21 protein-coding genes are annotated in these 19,041 nt (G+C 44.8%); 12 read left to right on the top strand and 9 right to left on the bottom strand.

Annotation, left to right across the window (positions count from 1 at the left end; genetic code table 11):
• Positions 1-252: 252 nt before the first annotated feature.
• The 4 genes from NSS82_RS11990 (at position 253) to NSS82_RS11975 (ending at position 4,407) form a co-directional block, all read left to right on the top strand.
• On the top strand, positions 253-1,086 hold the full coding sequence (locus tag NSS82_RS11990) for a YitT family protein (protein ID WP_076272875.1): 834 nt from the start codon (positions 253-255) through the stop codon (positions 1,084-1,086).
• 180 nt (positions 1,087-1,266) lie between these two features.
• Positions 1,267-1,455: a hypothetical protein gene (locus NSS82_RS11985; RefSeq protein ID WP_036689649.1), complete on the top strand. Its 189-nt coding sequence runs from the start codon at positions 1,267-1,269 to the stop codon at positions 1,453-1,455.
• 231 nt (positions 1,456-1,686) lie between these two features.
• Positions 1,687-2,898 carry a putative glycoside hydrolase gene (locus NSS82_RS11980; protein ID WP_076098402.1) on the top strand — a complete coding sequence of 404 codons (1,212 nt, stop codon included), beginning with the start codon at positions 1,687-1,689 and terminating at the stop codon, positions 2,896-2,898.
• Positions 2,899-3,033: 135 nt separating this feature from the next.
• Positions 3,034-4,407: an MATE family efflux transporter gene (locus NSS82_RS11975; protein WP_038569819.1), complete on the top strand. Its 1,374-nt coding sequence runs from the start codon at positions 3,034-3,036 to the stop codon at positions 4,405-4,407.
• Positions 4,408-4,476: 69 nt separating this feature from the next.
• On the opposite strand, the gene pfkA is transcribed toward NSS82_RS11975, so the two are convergent.
• Together pfkA and NSS82_RS11965 are read right to left on the bottom strand one after the other, a co-directional pair.
• Entirely contained in the window at positions 4,477-5,448 is a 972-nt protein-coding gene (gene pfkA, locus NSS82_RS11970; RefSeq protein ID WP_036689277.1) for a 6-phosphofructokinase, read from the bottom strand.
• Between the two features lie 66 nt (positions 5,449-5,514).
• Complete coding sequence (locus tag NSS82_RS11965) at positions 5,515-6,597, bottom strand: tetraprenyl-beta-curcumene synthase family protein (protein ID WP_076272908.1); 1,083 nt, start codon at positions 6,595-6,597, stop codon at positions 5,515-5,517.
• A 193-nt stretch (positions 6,598-6,790) separates the two neighbouring features.
• Between NSS82_RS11965 and NSS82_RS11960 the strand changes: the two genes are divergently transcribed.
• Positions 6,791-8,041, top strand: coding sequence for an MFS transporter (locus NSS82_RS11960; protein WP_076107451.1), 1,251 nt, complete (start codon positions 6,791-6,793; stop codon positions 8,039-8,041).
• A 214-nt stretch (positions 8,042-8,255) separates the two neighbouring features.
• Here the strand turns inward: NSS82_RS11960 and NSS82_RS11955 are convergent, their stop codons facing one another.
• A complete protein-coding gene (locus tag NSS82_RS11955; protein ID WP_036689272.1) occupies positions 8,256-8,453 on the bottom strand; it encodes a cold shock domain-containing protein in 198 nt (65 codons plus the stop codon).
• A 173-nt stretch (positions 8,454-8,626) separates the two neighbouring features.
• On the opposite strand from NSS82_RS11955, the gene NSS82_RS11950 reads away from it, so the two are divergent.
• The 7 genes from NSS82_RS11950 to NSS82_RS11920 all read left to right on the top strand — a co-directional run bounded on the left by NSS82_RS11950 (position 8,627) and on the right by NSS82_RS11920 (position 13,549).
• Complete coding sequence (locus NSS82_RS11950; RefSeq protein WP_036689271.1) at positions 8,627-8,860, top strand: hypothetical protein; 234 nt, start codon at positions 8,627-8,629, stop codon at positions 8,858-8,860.
• 6 nt (positions 8,861-8,866) lie between these two features.
• Positions 8,867-9,037, top strand: coding sequence for a hypothetical protein (locus tag NSS82_RS11945; protein WP_036689267.1), 171 nt, complete (start codon positions 8,867-8,869; stop codon positions 9,035-9,037).
• 212 nt (positions 9,038-9,249) lie between these two features.
• Positions 9,250-11,040: an oligoendopeptidase F gene (gene pepF, locus NSS82_RS11940; RefSeq protein ID WP_076125113.1), complete on the top strand. Its 1,791-nt coding sequence runs from the start codon at positions 9,250-9,252 to the stop codon at positions 11,038-11,040.
• Positions 11,041-11,128: 88 nt separating this feature from the next.
• Positions 11,129-11,440, top strand: coding sequence for a LapA family protein (locus tag NSS82_RS11935; RefSeq protein ID WP_042126298.1), 312 nt, complete (start codon positions 11,129-11,131; stop codon positions 11,438-11,440).
• Between the two features lie 2 nt (positions 11,441-11,442).
• Complete coding sequence (locus NSS82_RS11930; protein ID WP_036689645.1) at positions 11,443-12,483, top strand: M42 family metallopeptidase; 1,041 nt, start codon at positions 11,443-11,445, stop codon at positions 12,481-12,483.
• The gene (locus tag NSS82_RS11925) at positions 12,467-13,297 is read left to right on the top strand and encodes a hypothetical protein (protein WP_076203248.1); all 831 of its coding nucleotides are present in this window, start codon (positions 12,467-12,469) and stop codon (positions 13,295-13,297) included. Before NSS82_RS11930 ends, NSS82_RS11925 begins: the two co-directional genes overlap by 17 nt.
• A 21-nt stretch (positions 13,298-13,318) precedes the next feature.
• Entirely contained in the window at positions 13,319-13,549 is a 231-nt protein-coding gene (locus NSS82_RS11920; RefSeq protein WP_076272876.1) for a hypothetical protein, read from the top strand.
• Between the two features lie 87 nt (positions 13,550-13,636).
• On the opposite strand, the gene NSS82_RS11915 is transcribed toward NSS82_RS11920, so the two are convergent.
• From NSS82_RS11915 to NSS82_RS11890, 6 genes are all read right to left on the bottom strand, one after another.
• Complete coding sequence (locus NSS82_RS11915; protein ID WP_249267663.1) at positions 13,637-14,122, bottom strand: tetratricopeptide repeat protein; 486 nt, start codon at positions 14,120-14,122, stop codon at positions 13,637-13,639.
• Between the two features lie 42 nt (positions 14,123-14,164).
• Positions 14,165-16,102, bottom strand: a complete 1,938-nt coding sequence (locus NSS82_RS11910; protein WP_076272877.1) for an ABC-F family ATP-binding cassette domain-containing protein — start codon at positions 16,100-16,102, stop codon at positions 14,165-14,167.
• Between the two features lie 86 nt (positions 16,103-16,188).
• A complete protein-coding gene (locus NSS82_RS11905) occupies positions 16,189-16,758 on the bottom strand; it encodes a TetR/AcrR family transcriptional regulator (protein ID WP_076272878.1) in 570 nt (189 codons plus the stop codon).
• A gap of 44 nt (positions 16,759-16,802) precedes the next feature.
• The gene (locus NSS82_RS11900) at positions 16,803-17,606 is read right to left on the bottom strand and encodes a DUF92 domain-containing protein (RefSeq protein WP_076272879.1); all 804 of its coding nucleotides are present in this window, start codon (positions 17,604-17,606) and stop codon (positions 16,803-16,805) included.
• Between the two features lie 22 nt (positions 17,607-17,628).
• Positions 17,629-18,252, bottom strand: a complete 624-nt coding sequence (locus NSS82_RS11895; protein WP_036689251.1) for a fumarylacetoacetate hydrolase family protein — start codon at positions 18,250-18,252, stop codon at positions 17,629-17,631.
• A gap of 36 nt (positions 18,253-18,288) precedes the next feature.
• On the bottom strand, positions 18,289-19,020 hold the full coding sequence (locus NSS82_RS11890) for a glycerophosphodiester phosphodiesterase (RefSeq protein ID WP_076272880.1): 732 nt from the start codon (positions 19,018-19,020) through the stop codon (positions 18,289-18,291).
• Positions 19,021-19,041: the final 21 nt, after the last annotated feature.

The raw sequence follows: 19,041 nt of genomic DNA, 5'->3' as shown, positions 1-19,041 counted from the left end.
CCAATCATGCTCTATTTTCTGCATGATATAGCGCTTTTGGGACGAAAAGCCTCCCTAATCATCAGGTACCTTGTTGTACCTGAGCAACTGTAGCTTTACATCCGATGCAATGCAAAAATACCATTGTAACGTTCTACTCAAGAATATCCTATACATTATATCACAAACACATGTGAGAATACCAGTGGGTTCCTTTCTTTTCATTGCTTTCATGTTTTAATTTTTTAAATATATATATAAGGGTGGATTTACTTGTTAAGACAGATTTTGAATTGTTTGGTTGTTTTTTTAGGGGCAGCACTGATCGCCAGTGGATTTAATCTATTTTTAATTCCACACCGTTTACTAAGTGGTGGTGTATCTGGGCTTTCCATGTTAGTGGGTTATTTCACTCCATTAAACATAAGCCTCCTATACTTGCTCTTTAATATTCCTCTGCTGGCTGCAGGCTGGTTCCAGTTAGGCCGGAGATTTATTATTATGAGCATGTTGTCCGTTGCGTTTACAACCTGGTTCTTAACAGTGATTCCCGAGCATCTGGTGGCTACAGATATGCTGCTGTCCTCTGTGTTTGGCGGAGTTCTCGTTGGGATTGGCTGTGGTATCTCCTTCCGTGCAGGAGGTTCTTCCGGAGGTTTTGACATCTTGGGTTCAATTATCACTAAATACCGAGATTTCCCGGTCGGCAATGTAGTAGTAAGTTTAAATGGACTTGTTATCCTGGCGGCCGCTTATCTTGACCAGAACTGGAATTTAGCACTTTCATCAATGGTATCTATATATGTAACAGGTAAAGTGTTGGATATGATTCATATCAGCCACTTAAAGGTAACCGTATATATTGTAACAAACCGTACAGATGAATTACTGCAACATCTAATAGGCCTTCAACGAGGTGTCACAAAGATTAAAACAGAAGGTGCTTATTCTCACGTTGAAAAGGACATGCTAATGACGGTAACAACCCGCTACGAACTTGCCGAGCTACAACGTATCATCCGCACGACAGATCCTCAAGCTTTTGTAAATATTGTTGAAACAGTGGGTGTTATGGGTTCCTTCCGGAAAGACAAAATGAGGAAATAAAAATTCCTAGTATTGGAAAATGCACCAACCTCAGAATTATGATATATTATACACACGCAGAACCCTAACAATTTCATAAAGATTGAGATTTACCCCTCTTTTTTCCAAAGCACTTCGTTTTCCGATGAACACTGAATCTATTCAGAACTATCGAAAAAGGAAAGGGTGATTTTTGTGGAAATGGAAACGGTAAAACTGTCAGCAATCGTCATGAGGTGGTATCCTGATATGATGCCGTTTCTCAAACAGGACGAATTAAATTCAGTAATCGTTCTGCGAGACGGGCTAAGTATTCTGGAACCTGCAGATGCCATGGATATTATCCATTACAGCATCTGTGAACATCAGAATTCTGCGTATCTTCAATGAGCAAGCCGCAAGAGAAGTCTTGATAGTTGCCGCCTTGGGTTCGGCCCTGTTGCCGATTTAAGGCGGCATTTACTTTTTTCATACCGTTTCGAATCCATACATCTCGTTTATAAACAACAAAGGCGGTTTTTTATTCCCAATCTGAGCTAATATTGTTACAACACTGTTCTTTTTGGGAGCAACCGTTCCTATATAATTTAGGGGAAAGTACATAAAGGGAGAGAAAAACGAATGAACATCACCTGGGCTCTACTGATGATGGCCTTGGGAAGCGTAGGCGTACAACAGAACCAACATGACGCTGAAGTGGCGATCGCTTTGAAGTCCGCCATGAATCCCCCCATCATTGCACAACAAAACAACAATTCGAATGTAGCAACTCCAGCTCCAAGCGCTTCACCTGAAGCAACAAACTCAGAAAGTATGTTACACACCGATCCACAACCAGACGCACCCAAAGTAAAAGGCATTTATGTTACCGCCTACAGTGCTGGTGGGGAACGAATGGAAAAGCTGCTTACATTGCTTGACCAAACCGAACTTAACTCAATGGTTATAGACATTAAGGACGATGCGGGTTATATCACGTATAAGACCGATAATGCCGACCTCCAGAAGCTCGGTAACCCTCAGCCTTTTATTGGAGATATCAATAAGTTAATGGAACGTTTGAAGAAACATGATGTTTATCCTATCGCCCGGATTGTTGTTTTTAAAGATTCTATTCTTGCCAAGAAGAACCCGCAGATGTCTTTTGTTAATACTGACGGCACTGTATGGAAGAATAAGGGCGGCGACAGCTTTGTTAATCCTTATAATGAAGATGTGTGGAAATACAATGTGGATATCGCCAAGGAAGCTGTTAAGCTCGGCTTCAAAGAAATTCAGTTCGACTATGTTCGCTTTCCGGAAGGATTCGAAAAACGTGCTGATACCCTTAAATACACTAAAACCACTGACTCACGCGTAGAAATCGTATCTAATTTTGTTAAATATGCCAAAGCAGAGCTAGCTCCACTTGGTGTCCGTGTGTCCGTAGATATTTTTGGATATGCCGCATCTGCCCCTGCTGAGGGTATCGGCCAGGACTTTGTTAAAATATCCAAGAATGTGGATGTTATCAGTCCAATGGTTTATCCAAGCCACTATTCAACGGGATGGTTTGGCGTGAAAGAGCCCGACTTAGATCCTTATGCTACAATCAAAGGTTCCATGGTTGATACACATAAGAAACTTGATCCACTGGGCAGCTATAAACCCGTTATTCGACCTTGGATTCAAGACTTTACAGCAAGCTGGCTCGGAAGTGGTCATTATGTGAAATATGGTAAAAAACAGGTGGAAGATCAAATCCGCGCTTTAAAAGATGAGAACGTGGATGAGTTCCTTCTATGGAACGCCAACAATCGCTATACTGCCGATGTTGATTACGAAAAACAATGAATACAGCCCTTATTATTTATAGCTGATCTGATATACGTATGCTAAAGACCCGGCGTCTGCCGGGTCTTTTAACGGAAACTTATTGAACTATTTAACCTATTCCTTGAAAAACCATAAAGAATGAGGCACATAATTATGATACAGACCACCTCTTTAAAACAAAAGGCAGGACAATTTTTTCATATTTTATTCCCAATCCTTGTTACACAAATTGCTTTATCCGCGATCACCTTCTTTGATACTAATATGTCCGGTAAATTCGGAACCGTCGATCTGGCAGGAGTTGCGATAGGAACTAGTCTTTGGATTCCAATCCAAACCGGTCTCAGCGGTATTCTTATGGGGATCACACCTATTGTTTCACAGCTCATCGGGAGCAAAAAGGATAAGGATGTTGCCTTTCAAGTCACACAAGGTATTTGGCTGTCACTGATTGTTTCGATCATCGTCTTGCTAATTGGCAGCTTTGCCTTGTCACCTATTCTTAATTTTATGAACTTGGAGTCTGGTGTAAGAGATGTTGCTTTCCGCTTTCTCAGTGCTATTTCGTTCGGAATTATCCCCCTGTTTGGATATACGGTACTTCGTAGCTGTATAGACGCTTTAGGGCAAACACGCGTATCCATGTGTATTACACTAATAGCTTTGCCTGTAAATGTAGGTTTGAACTATTTGCTCATCTTCGGGAACTTCGGATTCCCTCGTCTCGGGGGCGTTGGTGCTGGGGTCGCTTCAGCTATTACCTATTGGGTTATATTTGCCGTTGCTCTACTGTTCATATATCGTTCTCAGGCCTTTGTAAATCTCAGATTATTCCGTAAGTTCTATTTTATATCGTTAAACAGCATTAAAGATTTGCTCAAAATCGGAGTACCCATCGGTTTCTCGATTTTTTTCGAAACAGCTGTCTTTTCCGCTGTAACCTTGTTAATGAGCCGATTTGATACCGTAACAATTGCCGCGCATCAGGCAGCAATCAATTTTGCAACAACACTTTATATGATTCCGCTCAGTATTTGCATCAGCCTTACCATCCTCGTCGGCTTCGAGACCGGGTCTGGCAGACAAAAGGATGCACGCCAATATGCCATAATGGGTATCGGACTGGCGGCAATCCTTTCACTGGCCACAGCTTTATTACTCTTGTTTGCCGGAAATCATGTAGCTGGTCTATATTCAGATGAACCCGATGTCATCTCGTTAATTCAGCATTTCCTGATCTATGCAATCTTTTTTCAAATCTCAGATGCGATTGCTACACCTACTCAAGGTGCGCTTCGCGGATATAAGGATGTTAACCCAGCCTTTATCATTTGTTTTATTGCCTATTGGGTAATTGGCTTACCTACAGGTTATGTACTTGCAACTTACACAGATCTAGGAGCATTCGGCTACTGGATTGGTCTTATCACCGGTCTTGCCATCGGTGCGACCCTGCTATTGTCTCGGCTTATCAAGGTTCAAAGACGTTATGCCGCACAATACGCACAGGAACAACTTCAGAGTTAACGATCCATATTACACAAAAAAGGAACAGTGCGAATCTCGCAGCTGTTCCTTTTTATATATAGTCGCTAATTATTGGGAAAGACGGGAAGCCAGCTCGTACAGCTCCAGGTCAAAGCCCTTTTTCGTATTTACTACGAGATCAATATCCGTAAGGGTTAATTCACCTTTGATGATACCACAAGCCTTGTCGGATTCACCTTCGATTAGCTTACGTACGGCAAAATCGCCAAGACGGCTAGCCAGATTCCGGTCTCCAGGAGTTGGTGTTCCACCACGTTGGATATGTCCGAGTACAGTAACACGCGCATCCAGAGAAGCATGACGGTCTTTCAGAGCTTGAGCCACATCTTCACCTTTGCCAACGCCTTCGGCAACAATTACGATACTGTGGCGTTTACCTCTGATAAAATTATCGCGCATCCGGTCAGCAACTTCATTCAAATCATAAGGCATTTCCGGCACAAGGATTGTTTCTGCTCCGGAAGCCAGTCCAGCATGCAGCGCGATATCGCCACAGTGGCGTCCCATAACCTCTACAATCGAAGAACGTTCATGGGAGGACATAGTGTCACGCAACTTGTTAATAGCGTCTACAACAACGCCAACCGCTGTATCAAACCCGATAGTGTAGTCTGTGAAGGAGATATCGTTATCAATCGTACCTGGCAAAGCCATAGTCTTGATACCGAGTTTACTTAATTTGTTAGCTCCTTTATAGGAACCATCTCCACCGATAACTACTAGACCATCGATACCCAGTTCATTAAGGATATCCGCGCCTTTTTGCTGTCCTTCCGGTTTCGTGAACTCCAGACATCTTGCAGACTGCAGAACAGTACCGCCACGTTGAATAATATCTCCTACACTGCGAAGATCCATTGGGAAGATATCGCGATTCAGCAGACCTTGATAACCACGTTGCACCCCAAATACCTCAATACCGAAATAAAGTGCGCTTCTTACAACCGCACGAACAGCGGCGTTCATTCCCTGTGAATCTCCACCACTAGTCAATACTGCGATTTTTTGAATTTTAGACATTCTGTTGTTCCTCCTTAAAATTGTGCGAAGCCTGATACTTCTTATAAAAATAACTTCGCGACATGGTTACAAAAAGTGTTTGCGTATCCAACGGCTGTTAGCGAAGAAGAACAGTCTTGTAAGCGGACTGCCTTTCATCAGGCTTTTAGATACAGAGCGAACTTCCCGCTGTTCGCTAACTTTCGGATCAGATAAATAAAGTGCCAGCAATCCCTCAATCACCATACGATGCATCGAAGACTCTGGAAGATTACGAACATCCTTACGGGCCCACTCAACCATTGCAGCGATCCGACTCAGCATGGTATCCGTGTCATCATAATAATTGCAGAAATTAAGATCACCGCCTGCTCGGTCCTCTTCCTGATCAATCAGATAATCCAGCATAATGTGCAGACCACATACATGCGGAAAATACGCGGCTCGAATCGAAGCCGCAGAAGCTTGGTTCAGCTTCGGATCACATGCGGATAGAAATAACATAAATACACCTAGCGTTGATCCCGTTGCAGCCGAAAATTCATTCCATTGCAGATGTGGTGCTCGACTGCCCTGTTCCTCCCACCACTCCTTCAGGGCTGTTTCCCTGAGTTCCGGGCGGATGTGCTTATACACTTGTAAATCTGTATAGAGCACAGCCAGTTCTCGAATCTCCGCTGCAGCAGCGGAATAACCTGGCAACAAAGAAATCATCTCTTGGCATTTGCGAACCAGCCTGTACAAATATCCGCCGTCATTCTGTTCACTTCGAAGCGCATAATAATTACCTGGCTCAGCATTTGGATCAATAGCATCCAGCATAGATTGATGCAGCAGCCTGAAATCTGCAGGATCAAGCGAAGTACTGCGATCACATAAGTTGTCCAGATAATCACTGATAGTTTGATAAGCAACAATTAGCGGAATCAGTATATGTTTCATCGATAAATTGCCGGCGGCATAAATACCACCGCCTATGCAATGAAACTCTTTAGTTTCAATGCTGGCAAGTGCTTGCTTCCGGAGCTCGGGATCGGGAATCCCGTTCGCATCTTGGCGCCAGAAATGGAGACATTCTCTCACTTCCGGCAGCACGTACTTATAGACCCTGTTCATAAGTCCCAGTGGACCACGCGGGCTAAGGTAACGGCCTTGCTCTAATTCACTCAATGACAGTGCCTCCACATTGTTGTCTCCTTATCCAAATCACCACTTATTATAATATGATCAGGCGTATTTGTACAAACAACAAAATCACTTTCGTAAAATCATGAAAGATTCAGAAATACAGCAGTTTTTAAAAACATCTCCTCATTGCTTTATGCTATACTAGGCATATTTCAATTTCGGAGGAGTGCAATCCATGTTTTCAAAACGGACCGGCAGCCTTTACAGCGATCAAAACTGGCTGCGTTCCTTTCTCTTTACCATATATGGTACCAGCGTCCTTGTAGTATCATACTTTCCTTTATTCTACACACATTTAGGGTTTAGCAGTTCTCAGATAGGCTACTTGTATTCCCTCGGCCCCCTTATCTCCATCCTATCCAATCTATTCTGGAGTATGATAAGCGATAAGTTAGGCACCATTCGAAAGATCATGTTCATATTACTTGCGGGTCAATTAGTAACTGGTCTTCTATTAGCCAGAGCGACGGAATTTTCATCTGTCATGCTTATTTTGTCCTTCTTCTACTTCTTCTATTACCCAGTTTTTCCGCTTGCCGATACAATGGCTATCAAAGTTGCCGAAAGACACGGACGGAACTTCATTACCATTCGCGTTTTTGGCTCCTTAGGCTATTCTTTCTTTGCTCTAACCGTTGGCTATGCATTAAGAGCATTGGGCTCTACTTGGAGCTTGACCCTATGTATCATCATCATTATTGCTGCACTTTTAATTACCCTAGGACTTAAGGATGTTAAAAGACCTGCTGTTATAGAAACAACGAATCAAGATAAGGACACAGCTGAAGCTGATAATAGCAAAAATGGACTTAAAGATATATTGTTGCAAAAAGAGGTGCTGTGGTTCTTCGGGTGTGTGTTTGTACTCGCGTTAGGCCATAGAATGAACGAAGCCTTTCTGACGATCAGTCTAAAACAACTAGGCGCTGGTGAGGAAATCATTGGCTGGGCACTGCTCGCGTCAGCTCTTAGTGAGATCCCTGTATTATTTATCCTCAGCAGATACGGCGACAAATTCAAAGAATTGCCCTTGCTGGCCTTGGGGAGTCTGATGTATGCTCTGCGTTTTCTTTTGATGTCCCTAGCGGATCATCCAGGCTCAATGATTGCCATTCAAGCCATGCACAGTATATCATTTGGTGTTTTTTATGTAACATCTGTCCGTTATATCACCCGGATTATTCCGGATCGCCTTCGGGCAACAGGTCTTGCCATTTTCACCGTCGTTTGGTCAAGTGCGTCTGGGCTGCTTAGCGGTACCTTTGGCGGCATTATTTATCAAGAGGCGGGGCGTTATATTTTTTATATAGTGGCTACGGGTTTCAGCTTACTCGCTTTTGCAGGGTTTCTGGGACAGCATTTATTGAAATCCAACCTGGATCCGATCAATTATTTCAGAAAAAAGAACAAAAAAGCCTCCCTATAATTAGGGTTGGTATTATTTCATAATACAAAAAGGTCGTTGCACTCCCCTTCACTGGAGTGTAACGACCTTTTTCATTTTGGATAACTTCTATAGTGGGCGTAAAAAAACACAGTTCCCGAAAGAACTGTGTTCTGTAAGTTGGTAACCACTCTTGCAAGGGCTTGCCAAGTAAATTATATATTTGTAGCAGACAGCTTAACTGTCCTGCTGTTTCTTATAATTTTACTACGTTTTCAGCTTGCGGTCCACGACTACCATCAGTGATGTCGAATTCTACTTCTTGACCTTCGTCCAAAGTCTTGAATCCTTCACCTTGAATTGCTGAGAAGTGTACGAATACATCTTCGCCGCCTTCTACTTGAAGAAAACCATAACCTTTTTCTGCGTTAAACCATTTTACTGTACCTTTCAATTGAACAACCTCCTAAAAATAACCGCCATATATGGCGTATAACTATAGTATACTGCAATCTTCTGTTCAAATCAATCAAACCCAACCCTTAATATATGATTTAATTTGCTTTTCCCTTCTCCAGTGCGTTATCATTGAGCCAAAAGCCAAAAATCGCCAGGGTGGTAATGATAATGATCAAAAAACATGAAATATACAAAACAGACAAATGGAATATGATGACGGTAGAAGTTCAAGGCCGCTACATTGTACTCCGCGAAATTTCCGATCAATGGGGAGAAGAAACACATACCTTCCTGAGTCGTCCAGCGATGATGCAATGGGTGAATAACCGCTTCAACAAAGAATCTTATAAAGACAATGAAGAAGAGTACAAAAACATCATTGCAGCTTTCAAACAGGTATAACAGGAAATGAATAACGAAAATCTCACGATTTATGTTGTCCTAGTCCTCTGTCTAGGCGCAGTATTAATTATGACCAAGGATCGTGTCCCGCCGAAATTAAAGCGGGGCATGGCCATGGCTGCGGTCGTAATGATTCTGTTTGCTTTCATCTTTGTTATTTATAGCTTGTTGGCATAACTACCATATAAAGAAGACTAAATATTAATAATCAGGACTTAGCAGGACATAATAAGCTGACTCTACTTTTCAAAGAGGAGGACGTCATGCCTATTACACTCAAGTCCATCCCTCTTCTACTTGTGCTCAGCTTGCTACCGGGTGAAATATCATCCACAGTATTGCCGAGGGAGATTATGCCTACTACATCTCATCATTCTAGGAGGGTTTCTATGGAACAATTATTGAAGAGAAGTGAAGTACCTGCTGAGAATCGTTGGAAGCTTGAAGATATATTTGCCTCTCAGAAGGATTGGGATGCAGAATATGCTGAAGCTAAATCACTGATCAAAAAAGCTGCTGATTTCCAAGGTAAACTTGATTCCGCAGAAGCTGTGAAACAATGTTTTGAGCTGGATGACAAGCTGTCCGTCTCCACTGAGCGACTCTTTGTCTATGCTCATATGCGTCAGGATGAAGACACTGCTAATCCTGAATATCAAGCTTTGTCCTCCAAAGCGAAGAAGCTTGGGATCGAAGCAGGCGAAGCCTTTTCTTTTGTAACCCCAGAAATCTTGGCACTGCCTATTGAGAAGCTGGATCAATTTATTGCTGATCCTGAACTGTCCGCTTACACCTTCACTTTAAAAGAGATGAAACGTGAGAAAGCGCATGTATTGTCCAAGGCTGAGGAAGCTCTGCTTGCCCAAGTTGGAAACCTAGCACAAGCGCCTCAGAACATTTTTAGTATGCTGAACAACGCAGATCTGAAATTCCCTAAGATTAAAGATGAAGATGGCAAAGAGGTCGAGCTGACTCACGGCAACTATATCAAGTTCTTGGAAAGCTCCGATCGCGAGGTTCGCCGAAATGCTTTTAAAGCAGTCTATGACACCTATCGTAAGCAAAAAAACACCATCGCAGCAACGCTTAGCGCCAATGTGAACAAAAACGTCTTTTTCTCACACGTCCGCAAGTATCCATCTGTAATGGAAATGTCTCTTTACGGTGATAACATTCCAAAAGAGGTATACACCAACCTGATTGATACGATTCATGAGAGTCTTCCTTTAATGCACCGTTACATGAAGTTGCGTCAAAAGCTGCTTGGTGTGGATGAGTTACATATGTATGACCTATTTGCACCACTAGTAGATGAATATAAGCTGGATATCACGTACGAAGAAGCGAAGAAAATTACCAAAGAAGGCCTCAAACCGCTGGGTGAAGATTATCTGAATGTGCTGCAAAAAGGCTACGACAATGGCTGGATTGATGTCTATGAGAACGAGAATAAACGCTCTGGAGCTTACAGCTGGGGCCCTTATGGCACACACCCATACGTCCTGCTGAACCATAACGATAATCTGAACAGTATGTTTACTCTGGCACATGAGATGGGTCATGCTCTACACTCTTATTTTTCAGACAACGCTCTGAACTATCGGGATGCACAGTATACCATTTTCCTTGCAGAGGTTGCCTCGACTACCAATGAAGCTTTGCTTATGGATTATCTACTCAAAAAGTCTACAGATCCTAAGGAAAAAATGTATCTGCTCACCTACTATGCCGATCAGTTCCGGACAACGATTTTCCGGCAAACGATGTTCGCAGAATTCGAAAAGATCATTCATCAGCGTGTTGAAGAGGGCGATTCGCTTACCCCACAAGATCTTTCGAGTATCTACTACGACCTGAATGTCAAATACTACGGCAAAGAAATGGTTGTAGATCAGGATATCGAGATGGAATGGGCACGAATTCCGCATTTCTATAACAGCTTCTATGTTTACAAATATGCAACAGGCTTCTCGGCAGCGACTAGCTTTGCCAAACAAATCCTTGAAGAAGGTAAACCGGCGGTAGATCGTTACCTCGGCTTCCTGAAGAGCGGTGGCAGTGATTACTCCATCAATATTTTGTCAAAAGCAGGCGTTGACATGTCGTCTCCTGAGCCGATTCGCGAAGCGATGAGTGTGTTCGAAAGTGTTATCGAGCAAATGGAACAGTTGACCAAATAAGGCAGAGAGCTTAGTATTACATTAATCCCTTGCCCTATCTGGGCAGGGGATTTTATATTGTTATATCCCCCTGAGGAGGAAGAATTCAATGAGAATTCAATGGTCACTAATTGCGGGTCTAATCTTCGCGCTGCTAACCGCCATATTCGCAGTCATCAACGTTGATCCCGTTCAAGTCAATTTCGGTTTTGATGTGGTTAATATACCACTTATACTCGTTATTCTTGGCTGCGCGTTAATTGGCGGAATCATCGTGGGCTCATACGGCATTTTTCGTCAATACAAACTACAAAAGCAAATTAAAAGCTTAACTGCTGAGCTTACCAAGCTTCGTGATGCCGACACTTCACTGGATTCTTTTAACACAGACAATGATGGCTTAACAGGAGGGCTTAACTAATGATTACCATTCAACCTAATGAAGACTACATACTTTCCATCCTAAAAAAATTACTCGACACCCCCAGCCCAAGCGGTTTCACCGCACAGGTAATGACACTAGTTGCTGAAGAAGCAGCTGCGCTGAACATACCTTTAAGCTGGAATGAAAAAGGCGGTGTAATTCTTAACGTCCCGGGCCTAGATCCCTCTCGTACTATTGGCATCAGCGCTCACGTGGATACACTTGGTGCCATGGTCCGCTCGATTAAAGCTAATGGTACACTGCGTCTGACCTCTGTGGGTGGCTTCGCCATGCACAGCATTGAGAATGAATACTGCACGATCCATACCCGTAGCGGCAAAACTTATACAGGAACCATCTTAACCAGCCATCCATCTGTTCACGTATATCCAGACGCTCGTGACTTCAAACGATCAGAGGAGAACATGGAAGTACGTATTGATGAGCTGGTATCTTCTAAAGAAGACGTACTCAAGCTTGGCATTTCCGTCGGAGATTTCATTTCTTTCGATGCACGTGCAGTGATTACGCCTAGCGGCTACATTAAATCCCGTCATTTAGATGACAAGGCAAGCGTGGCTGCCCTTCTCGGATTGCTGGAAAGTATTAAACGTGAAGGCTGGAAACCTCTCCACAACCTCTCTTTCCTCATCTCTAACTACGAGGAAGTGGGACACGGTACAGCTTGGATTCCTGGTGAAATCAATGAAATGATTGCTGTTGATATGGGCGCCATGGGTGATGATCTCAGCTGTAAAGAAACCGATGTATCTATCTGTGCAAAAGACTCTTCCGGTCCTTACGATTATGTTATGACAGGCCGTTTGATTGAACTGGCAGAAGCACTCGCAATTCCTTATGCCGTTGATATTTATCCTATGTACGGCTCCGATGCTTCCGCAGCGCTCAGAGGCGGAAACAATATCCGTGCAGCATTGATTGGCCCAGGTGTACATGCCTCCCACTCCATGGAACGTACGCATAAGCAAGCTGTAGTGAACACTGCTAAGCTTCTCGCTGCTTATGTGGGGACAAACTGAGGTTAGCTCTGGCAAGCTGAAACAGCTCTGGAGGCGCAGACAGGGACTTATCCTCTCCCTTCTGGTGTTATTAATAGTGGGGTTAGCGCTATCGTTGTTTCTGGTATTTAGAAATCACAAGGAAGATCCCTTTAAAGGTCTTCCTCACGCCTATAGCTTTTTGGAAACAGTGAGTACAGATAATGTGCAGCTCTATATGATGTCAACTTCACCTGAAGATATTAAGCTCAGGGCCGCGGGTGTCCCTTTACGGCAAGTTAATGCATATGGGATTAACGGAGGTTTTTTCTATCAAGATGCGCTTTTATCCATGGCTATCATGAATGATACTCCAGTCAACGGAGCCCCGAAGGGTTATGGGTCTGGCTGGTTCAATGCTAAATACGCACGTGGAACCCTTGTCTGGGATGGTGCCAGCAGCAACTTCTCCGTACAAGTTGTCTCTTCTGGAGAAGAATTGAAGATTACTGATCGCCAGCATTATTTTGCGCAAGGTGGCATCAGTATGAATCTGGGACACGAAGACTTATGGGAAGCGGCAGTAACTGCAGAGCATCTTCCTTACGCTGATGAGAAACGCCTGCGCTCAGGCATGGTGTATGACAACACAGGAAAGCTCTGGCTGATTGTTACCCCAACGCTCTCAACAGCGGCGGAGTTCCGCTCAGCGATCCTCCAGACAGTGCCTGCTAAGGGTCTGGAGGGCATCTTCTTGGACGGAGATGGTTCTTCCCAGATGAATGCGAAGGAAATCATTGTACCCGGCGATTCTCGGTCTGTAGTGCAAATGATTGCTGTGGACGGAACGAAATAAAAGAGTAGAATTCTCCAATTAATGGAGGACCCTACTCTTTTTTTTGTTTATTGGTGGTTCGCTCGTTCTTCAACAGACACTGCCGGACTTTCCGGTGGTCATCTCTTACGGCTGGTGCTTACGGACCCAGATGATGTTATTCGCCAATTTTCAGCCAATGGGGCACTGCTTCGGACCCCAGTGACGTTATTCAGCTTGAAAAGCTACGTATTTGGTGCCTTTTATGCTAATAGTGACTGTGGTGTCCGTTAACATTCCAAATGTGCAATAATGCTGCGTTTAAGGTCAGTGGTGTCCGGATAGTACTTCGTAAGTATTAATGTGATCTAAAAGCCAGCATCAATCCCAGACTTGCTCCAGCTTATCTGAATAATAAGAAATGGCCTTACTGTAACTTCTTATCCCTTCATCCGCAGAGGTTTCTGCCAACAGCTTAAGCAGCAGCTCCATCGCTTGACTATGCTCTCCAAGATTGTGCAGGGTCATGGCTAGGAACGCCGGAAATTCCTTATTCTCCGGGTACTCCTGAACAGCCTGCATCAGAAGACCTTTTGACTTCTCGTATTCTCCGAGTGTCCGGTAGGTGCTGCCCAGTCCCAATAGAGCGCCAACTCTCTGCTCAGAGGGTAATCCTAACGCCAAGCTTTTCTCATAAAAGGGTACTGCCGCCCGTTCCAAACCCAGCACATCATGCGTCCAGGCCAATTGATATAGAAGTTCAGCGTCCCCAGCATTCTGCTCATATAGCTCAAACAGCATCATTTTGGCTTCTTCCGCTTTACCAGCGTTGCGTAGGGCTACGGCAGCTTTAAGTTTATCTTCCACACAGAGCCCTCCCCTATTTTCATTCAAAGCCATCCAACGGGTTTAAGCCTTACCAGCGATTTTCTCCGCAAGCTCGTTCAGATAGGTCCAGCGTTCCATAAGACGCTCCAGCTCTGCTTCGGCTAGGCGTTGCTCCTCTACTAGCTCCTGCAGCCTTCCTGAGTCAGCAAAAGCCGCCTCCATCTGTACACTAATATCCGTCAAACGTTGCTCTGCAAGCTCAATTTGCTCATCAATGCCCTCATATTCACGCTGTTCCTTGAAGCTGAATTTGAGTTTTGTTTTGGGAGCCGTTGAAGGTGCAGGGTTGCTGCCAGTGTCCGCGGCCTCTTTTCGCTTTGAGCTTCCATCTTCTTTGTTCGATTCTCCAATGCGTGACGGTACATTTTTGGCCAGCCATTCTTCATATTCCGTATAATCGCCAACATGAATCCGGATATCGCCATTTTCAAAAGCAATCAGCTTATCTATCGTACGGTCCAAGAAATAACGGTCATGGGATACAGTAAAGACGACACCCGGAAATTCATCCAAATAATCTTCCAAAACAGCCAATGTGCCGATATCCAGATCGTTCGTAGGTTCATCCAAAAGCAATACGTTAGGTGCTCCCATCAATACACGAAGCAGATACAAGCGTCTTTTTTCGCCACCGGACAGCTTCGAGATCGGTGTCCACTGCATCGCTGGAGGGAACAAGAAGCGTTCCAGCATTTGACCCGCCGTAATCACACTGCCGTCTGCTGTCCGTATCACTTCTGCTTCTTCCTTTACGTATTCAATGGCACGCATACTGTCATCCATATCCTGATGCTCTTGTGTAAAGTAACCAAGCTTAACCGTAGCGCCAAGCTGAACTTCACCTTTATCGGGTTGCAGCTGACCTGCAATCATATTTAAGAGTGTTGATTTGCCGCTGCCGTTCGGGCCGACGATGCCCACTCTATCCTGGGGTACAGCGATATAGCTGAGATCTTTGATTAGCTGACGACCATCCAACGCTTTCGACAGGTCATTAATTTCAATGATCTTGCGACCTAAACGTGTAGAAGCCACAGAAATATCCAATGAACCGTTCGAGCTGCTTCCTGTACTCTCTTTCAGCTTCTCGAAGCGGTCGATTCTTGCCTTCTGTTTCGTTGAACGGGCTTTGGCACCGCGACGAATCCAAGCCAGCTCTGTGCGCAGCAGGTTCTTACGCTTCTGTTCAGCAGAAGCTTCTCGTTCTTCGCGATCGGCTTTAAGCTCTAGAAACCGTGAATAGTTAGCTTCATAACGATAAAGCTGGCCACCATCTAGCTCTAGCATGACACTAGCCACACGCTCTAGGAAGTAACGATCATGCGTCACCATCAAAAGAGCGCCGCGCCGTTTCTGCAAATATTGCTCCAGCCAAGCCACGGAATCCGTATCAATATGGTTGGTAGGCTCATCAAGAATCAGCAGTTCAGAGGGGGTAATCAGTGCAGCTGCCAGAGCCACACGCTTACGTTGTCCACCAGAAAGTGTGTCCATTAACGCATCAAACTTTAAGATGCCTAGCTTGGTAAGCACGCTTTTGGCTTCACTCTCCAAATGCCATGTTCCCGCAGCGTCGATCGCCTGCCCAATCTTTACTAGTTTTCCTTCCAGTTCAGCATTACCAGGCTGCTGTTCAAGCAGAGACATAGTCTCCATGTACTCACGCATGGTAGCAAGGTCTGGATCATCCCCGGCGAACACTTGCTGCAAAACTGTATTCATAGGATCATAAGGAGGATTCTGCGCCAAATATTGTACTCTTACATTATTCCCGATGGCAATTTGTCCACCATCCGGAGTATCCTGACCGGCAATAATCCGTAAAAAGGTTGATTTACCCGTTCCATTCACACCGATCAAGCCAATTTTATCCCGATCGTCCATACCAAATGAAGCGTCGCTAAAGAGTACTTTCTCGCCATAACTCTTGGAAAGATGTTCCACGGTCATAATATTCATGCTATTTCCTCGCTTGCCTTATATTTTCATAAAACCGGCCGCATCTAACCAATGCTATTTACCCGGTTTATCATCCTATCCAAAATTCAGGTGATCATGGCCCCTCTAATAAAAAGACCAGCAGCGAAATCAGCGCGTTTATACGCGTCCTCCTCCGTAAAAGACGGGTCAAATAAGATATCCATCTTCAAACGATCCAGCATCCCTATGTAGGACTGTGCCATAAGCTCAGGCTCGGATGCTCCACCTTCTAATAATACCTTGACCACATCTTGCATGTATTGCTCCATAAATTGTGTCATATACGCCACTAATTCAGGATTATTGTTAGGGGCACGGAAAAAAATCTTCGTATGCCGCTTGCGTTCATAATAATAATTCAGGTGATGTTTAGCAATGATCGACAGTTTACCGGCCAAAGTATCACTAGCCTTCAGCCTTTCCTGTAATTGCAGGAGAAATCCCTCACAATCGCGGCGCGTCACTGCCATGAATAATTCTTCCTTGCTCTTGAAGTATAAATAAACGGTGCCCTTTGCTATCCCGGCTTGCTCCGCCACTTCCGACATCTTCGTTTCGTAAAATCCACCTGAACCGAAGAGCTCGTATGCGGCATCCAGAATAGCAGTATGTTTTTGATTGGATGCGCTACTCATCGGTCCCTCCCTAAACTGTGCCGTTCAAAGCTTAAATTCAAATGCTAAATGATCATGCTCAGCAGTAAGGCAGCTGCACCGCCGAGGATAGAGCTGATGGCATTGACTGCATCATTGCTCATCCACTTCCAGCCTCTGGCGTGTACAGCTGGAGCCCCACAATGCTGTGAGCCTTCCACTTCTCGGCCGCATACCGTACAGCGGTTCATCTGCTGCACGGTTGCACCAAGGATAGAGTCGGTAAAGGCGCCGACTAATCCTCCCGCAAGTCCTGCTAGGGTAAGCAGCACGAAAGAGTGATCCGGCATGCCGGATATCATTCGCAGCAGCCAAGCTGACGCACCGATGAGTGCGCCTCCTGCTGCTGCTGCTACCGTACCCAAGCTGGATACGCCTCCCGAAGCTCCGGCAGCAAGAACTTTACCTGTAAGGACAGAACGAGGCGGTTTCTTGCTCAGTGTTCCGATCTCCGTAGCCCATGTATCCGAGGTTACTGTAGCCATTACACCAATAAATAGGAACCCCCACAGCTCATGCGGGAAGATCGCATTCAGGAGAACCAGAACCATGCCAAGTCCACCGTTAGCAAAGACCTGCCCGGCATCGCGGCGGCCCGTCTTAGCATACGTCAGCTCTAATTCTGCTTTATTATCATGATGAAGTTTGGACAGCAGGCTTGAAGTGATGAAGAAGATCAGCAATATCCCAAACCAAAAAGCATTTCCGGCACCAAAATAAATAGTGCCCATCACTACCGCGGCAATCATGCCAGAGAGACTTAAAGACTGCTTCCAATATGCCGCTCCCGCAACAATCAAAGCGCCTAAAGCGCCAATAACCCACTGCATAGATTCATCTCCAACAGATCTATTAACCGATCAGGCAAGTCCCCATCAGCTTGTCGCCCCAGTACAGCTCGAAAGCGTCTCCAGCTACAGTAGGACCCACGCCTGCCGGAGTACCTGTAAATATCACATCGTCTTTCCCTAACCCGTAGCGCTCGGCGATAAAATCAACAATTTTTTGAAGTGAAAAAATCATGTTTTTAACATTGCCGCGTTGTACTTCCACCCCATTTTTCACCACTGTAAAATCAGTTCCCTCCAGCTCTTCCTTATCTGGAAACGCTATGTAAGGGGTGAGTGGTGCGGCATTTTTAAAGCCTTTAGCTGGCGTCCATGGCAAACCTTTCTTCTGCAGATCATTATGCACATCACGCAGCGTGAAATCCAGTCCCAGTGCCATTACATCTACCAGATCCTCCACGCTCATGCCTGGTGTATAATCACGTGCAATACGCAGTACAAGTTCCCCTTCATAATGAATCTGACCCGCATCCTTTGGCAGCTTAATTACTGCTTTATCGAGGGAAACAGCCGCATGTGAGGGCTTCATGAAAATGAGCGGCTCCACTGGCACATTGTTACCCAATTCCTCCGCGTGTAGCTTGTAGTTGCGTCCAACACAATAAAGATTATTAACAGCAGCGCACATAAACAGTCAGCTCTCTTTCCCATCGATTTGGATTATTTATACCTTCAGAAAGGTGTCGCCCCATATATCCGGGCGGTTTGTACAGATCATTATATCAGAATGCATGTCGGCTAAGCGACGCATCTCTTTCGCTTTGTTCACAGTCCAAGCCATAATTTCCACCCCTCGCTCGGACAAAAGCTTGGCCAGTCTAGGATTCAGACGCGAGAAGCTAATCGAAAGTAAAGAGCAATCCAGTTCATGCAGCCTGCGTGCAGGATTGCCAAATCTGGAATCAAAGATCAATCCGGTGCGAAAACGGGAATCAATTTCCTTGACTTTTTTTAATGCTCCAGTATTAAAAGAGGTCAAGATCACGTCGTCCCGCATACCTTTTGCAGAAATAAGATCCGTCACCGTCTTCTCAATGCCAGGATACATATCTCCCACTGTTTTCAGTTCAATATTCAGACGCAATCTTCCGGAGGCTAGTGACAGCACCTCTTCCAAAGAAGGCACCCGCTCGCCCTGAAAAGAACGCCCTTTCCAGCTCCCCGCATCCAGACGCCGGATATATTCCCAGTCCATGTTCTTCACCTTGCCATGACCATTGGTCGTCCGGTCCAACGTATAATCATGAATGACAACAGGAACGCCGTCTTTGGAGAGCTGGACATCAATTTCCATCCAGTGCACATAGGGCATGGCAATCGCCATCCGAATGGCTGCCAATGTATTCTCTGGAGCTTTACCGGAAAACCCTCGATGGGCTACACACAAATTGTTCATCATAAGGACCTCCCAGGAACC

Origin of the sequence: Paenibacillus sp. FSL H7-0735 (assembly GCF_038008505.1) — a bacterium.
Classification (GTDB): domain Bacteria; phylum Bacillota; class Bacilli; order Paenibacillales; family Paenibacillaceae; genus Paenibacillus_AQ; species Paenibacillus_AQ odorifer.
This window is presented reverse-complemented; position numbering and strand designations above follow the sequence as displayed.

Excerpts from the sequence above, each read along its gene's own strand:
- NSS82_RS11945 (WP_036689267.1), top strand. The coding sequence starts at position 8,867 with ATGAATAACGAAAATCTCACGATTTATGTTGTCCTAGTCCTCTGTCTA.
- NSS82_RS11895 (WP_036689251.1), bottom strand. The coding sequence starts at position 18,252 with ATGTGCGCTGCTGTTAATAATCTTTATTGTGTTGGACGCAACTACAAG.
- NSS82_RS11980 (WP_076098402.1), top strand. The coding sequence starts at position 1,687 with ATGAACATCACCTGGGCTCTACTGATGATGGCCTTGGGAAGCGTAGGC.
- NSS82_RS11935 (WP_042126298.1), top strand. The coding sequence starts at position 11,129 with ATGAGAATTCAATGGTCACTAATTGCGGGTCTAATCTTCGCGCTGCTA.
- NSS82_RS11985 (WP_036689649.1), top strand. The coding sequence starts at position 1,267 with ATGGAAACGGTAAAACTGTCAGCAATCGTCATGAGGTGGTATCCTGAT.
- pfkA (WP_036689277.1), bottom strand. The coding sequence starts at position 5,448 with ATGTCTAAAATTCAAAAAATCGCAGTATTGACTAGTGGTGGAGATTCA.
- NSS82_RS11905 (WP_076272878.1), bottom strand. The coding sequence starts at position 16,758 with ATGAGTAGCGCATCCAATCAAAAACATACTGCTATTCTGGATGCCGCA.
- NSS82_RS11960 (WP_076107451.1), top strand. The coding sequence starts at position 6,791 with ATGTTTTCAAAACGGACCGGCAGCCTTTACAGCGATCAAAACTGGCTG.
- NSS82_RS11910 (WP_076272877.1), bottom strand. The coding sequence starts at position 16,102 with ATGAATATTATGACCGTGGAACATCTTTCCAAGAGTTATGGCGAGAAA.
- NSS82_RS11975 (WP_038569819.1), top strand. The coding sequence starts at position 3,034 with ATGATACAGACCACCTCTTTAAAACAAAAGGCAGGACAATTTTTTCAT.
- NSS82_RS11920 (WP_076272876.1), top strand. The coding sequence starts at position 13,319 with ATGGAGGACCCTACTCTTTTTTTTGTTTATTGGTGGTTCGCTCGTTCT.
- NSS82_RS11950 (WP_036689271.1), top strand. The coding sequence starts at position 8,627 with ATGATCAAAAAACATGAAATATACAAAACAGACAAATGGAATATGATG.
- NSS82_RS11900 (WP_076272879.1), bottom strand. The coding sequence starts at position 17,606 with ATGCAGTGGGTTATTGGCGCTTTAGGCGCTTTGATTGTTGCGGGAGCG.
- NSS82_RS11890 (WP_076272880.1), bottom strand. The coding sequence starts at position 19,020 with ATGAACAATTTGTGTGTAGCCCATCGAGGGTTTTCCGGTAAAGCTCCA.
- pepF (WP_076125113.1), top strand. The coding sequence starts at position 9,250 with ATGGAACAATTATTGAAGAGAAGTGAAGTACCTGCTGAGAATCGTTGG.
- NSS82_RS11925 (WP_076203248.1), top strand. The coding sequence starts at position 12,467 with ATGTGGGGACAAACTGAGGTTAGCTCTGGCAAGCTGAAACAGCTCTGG.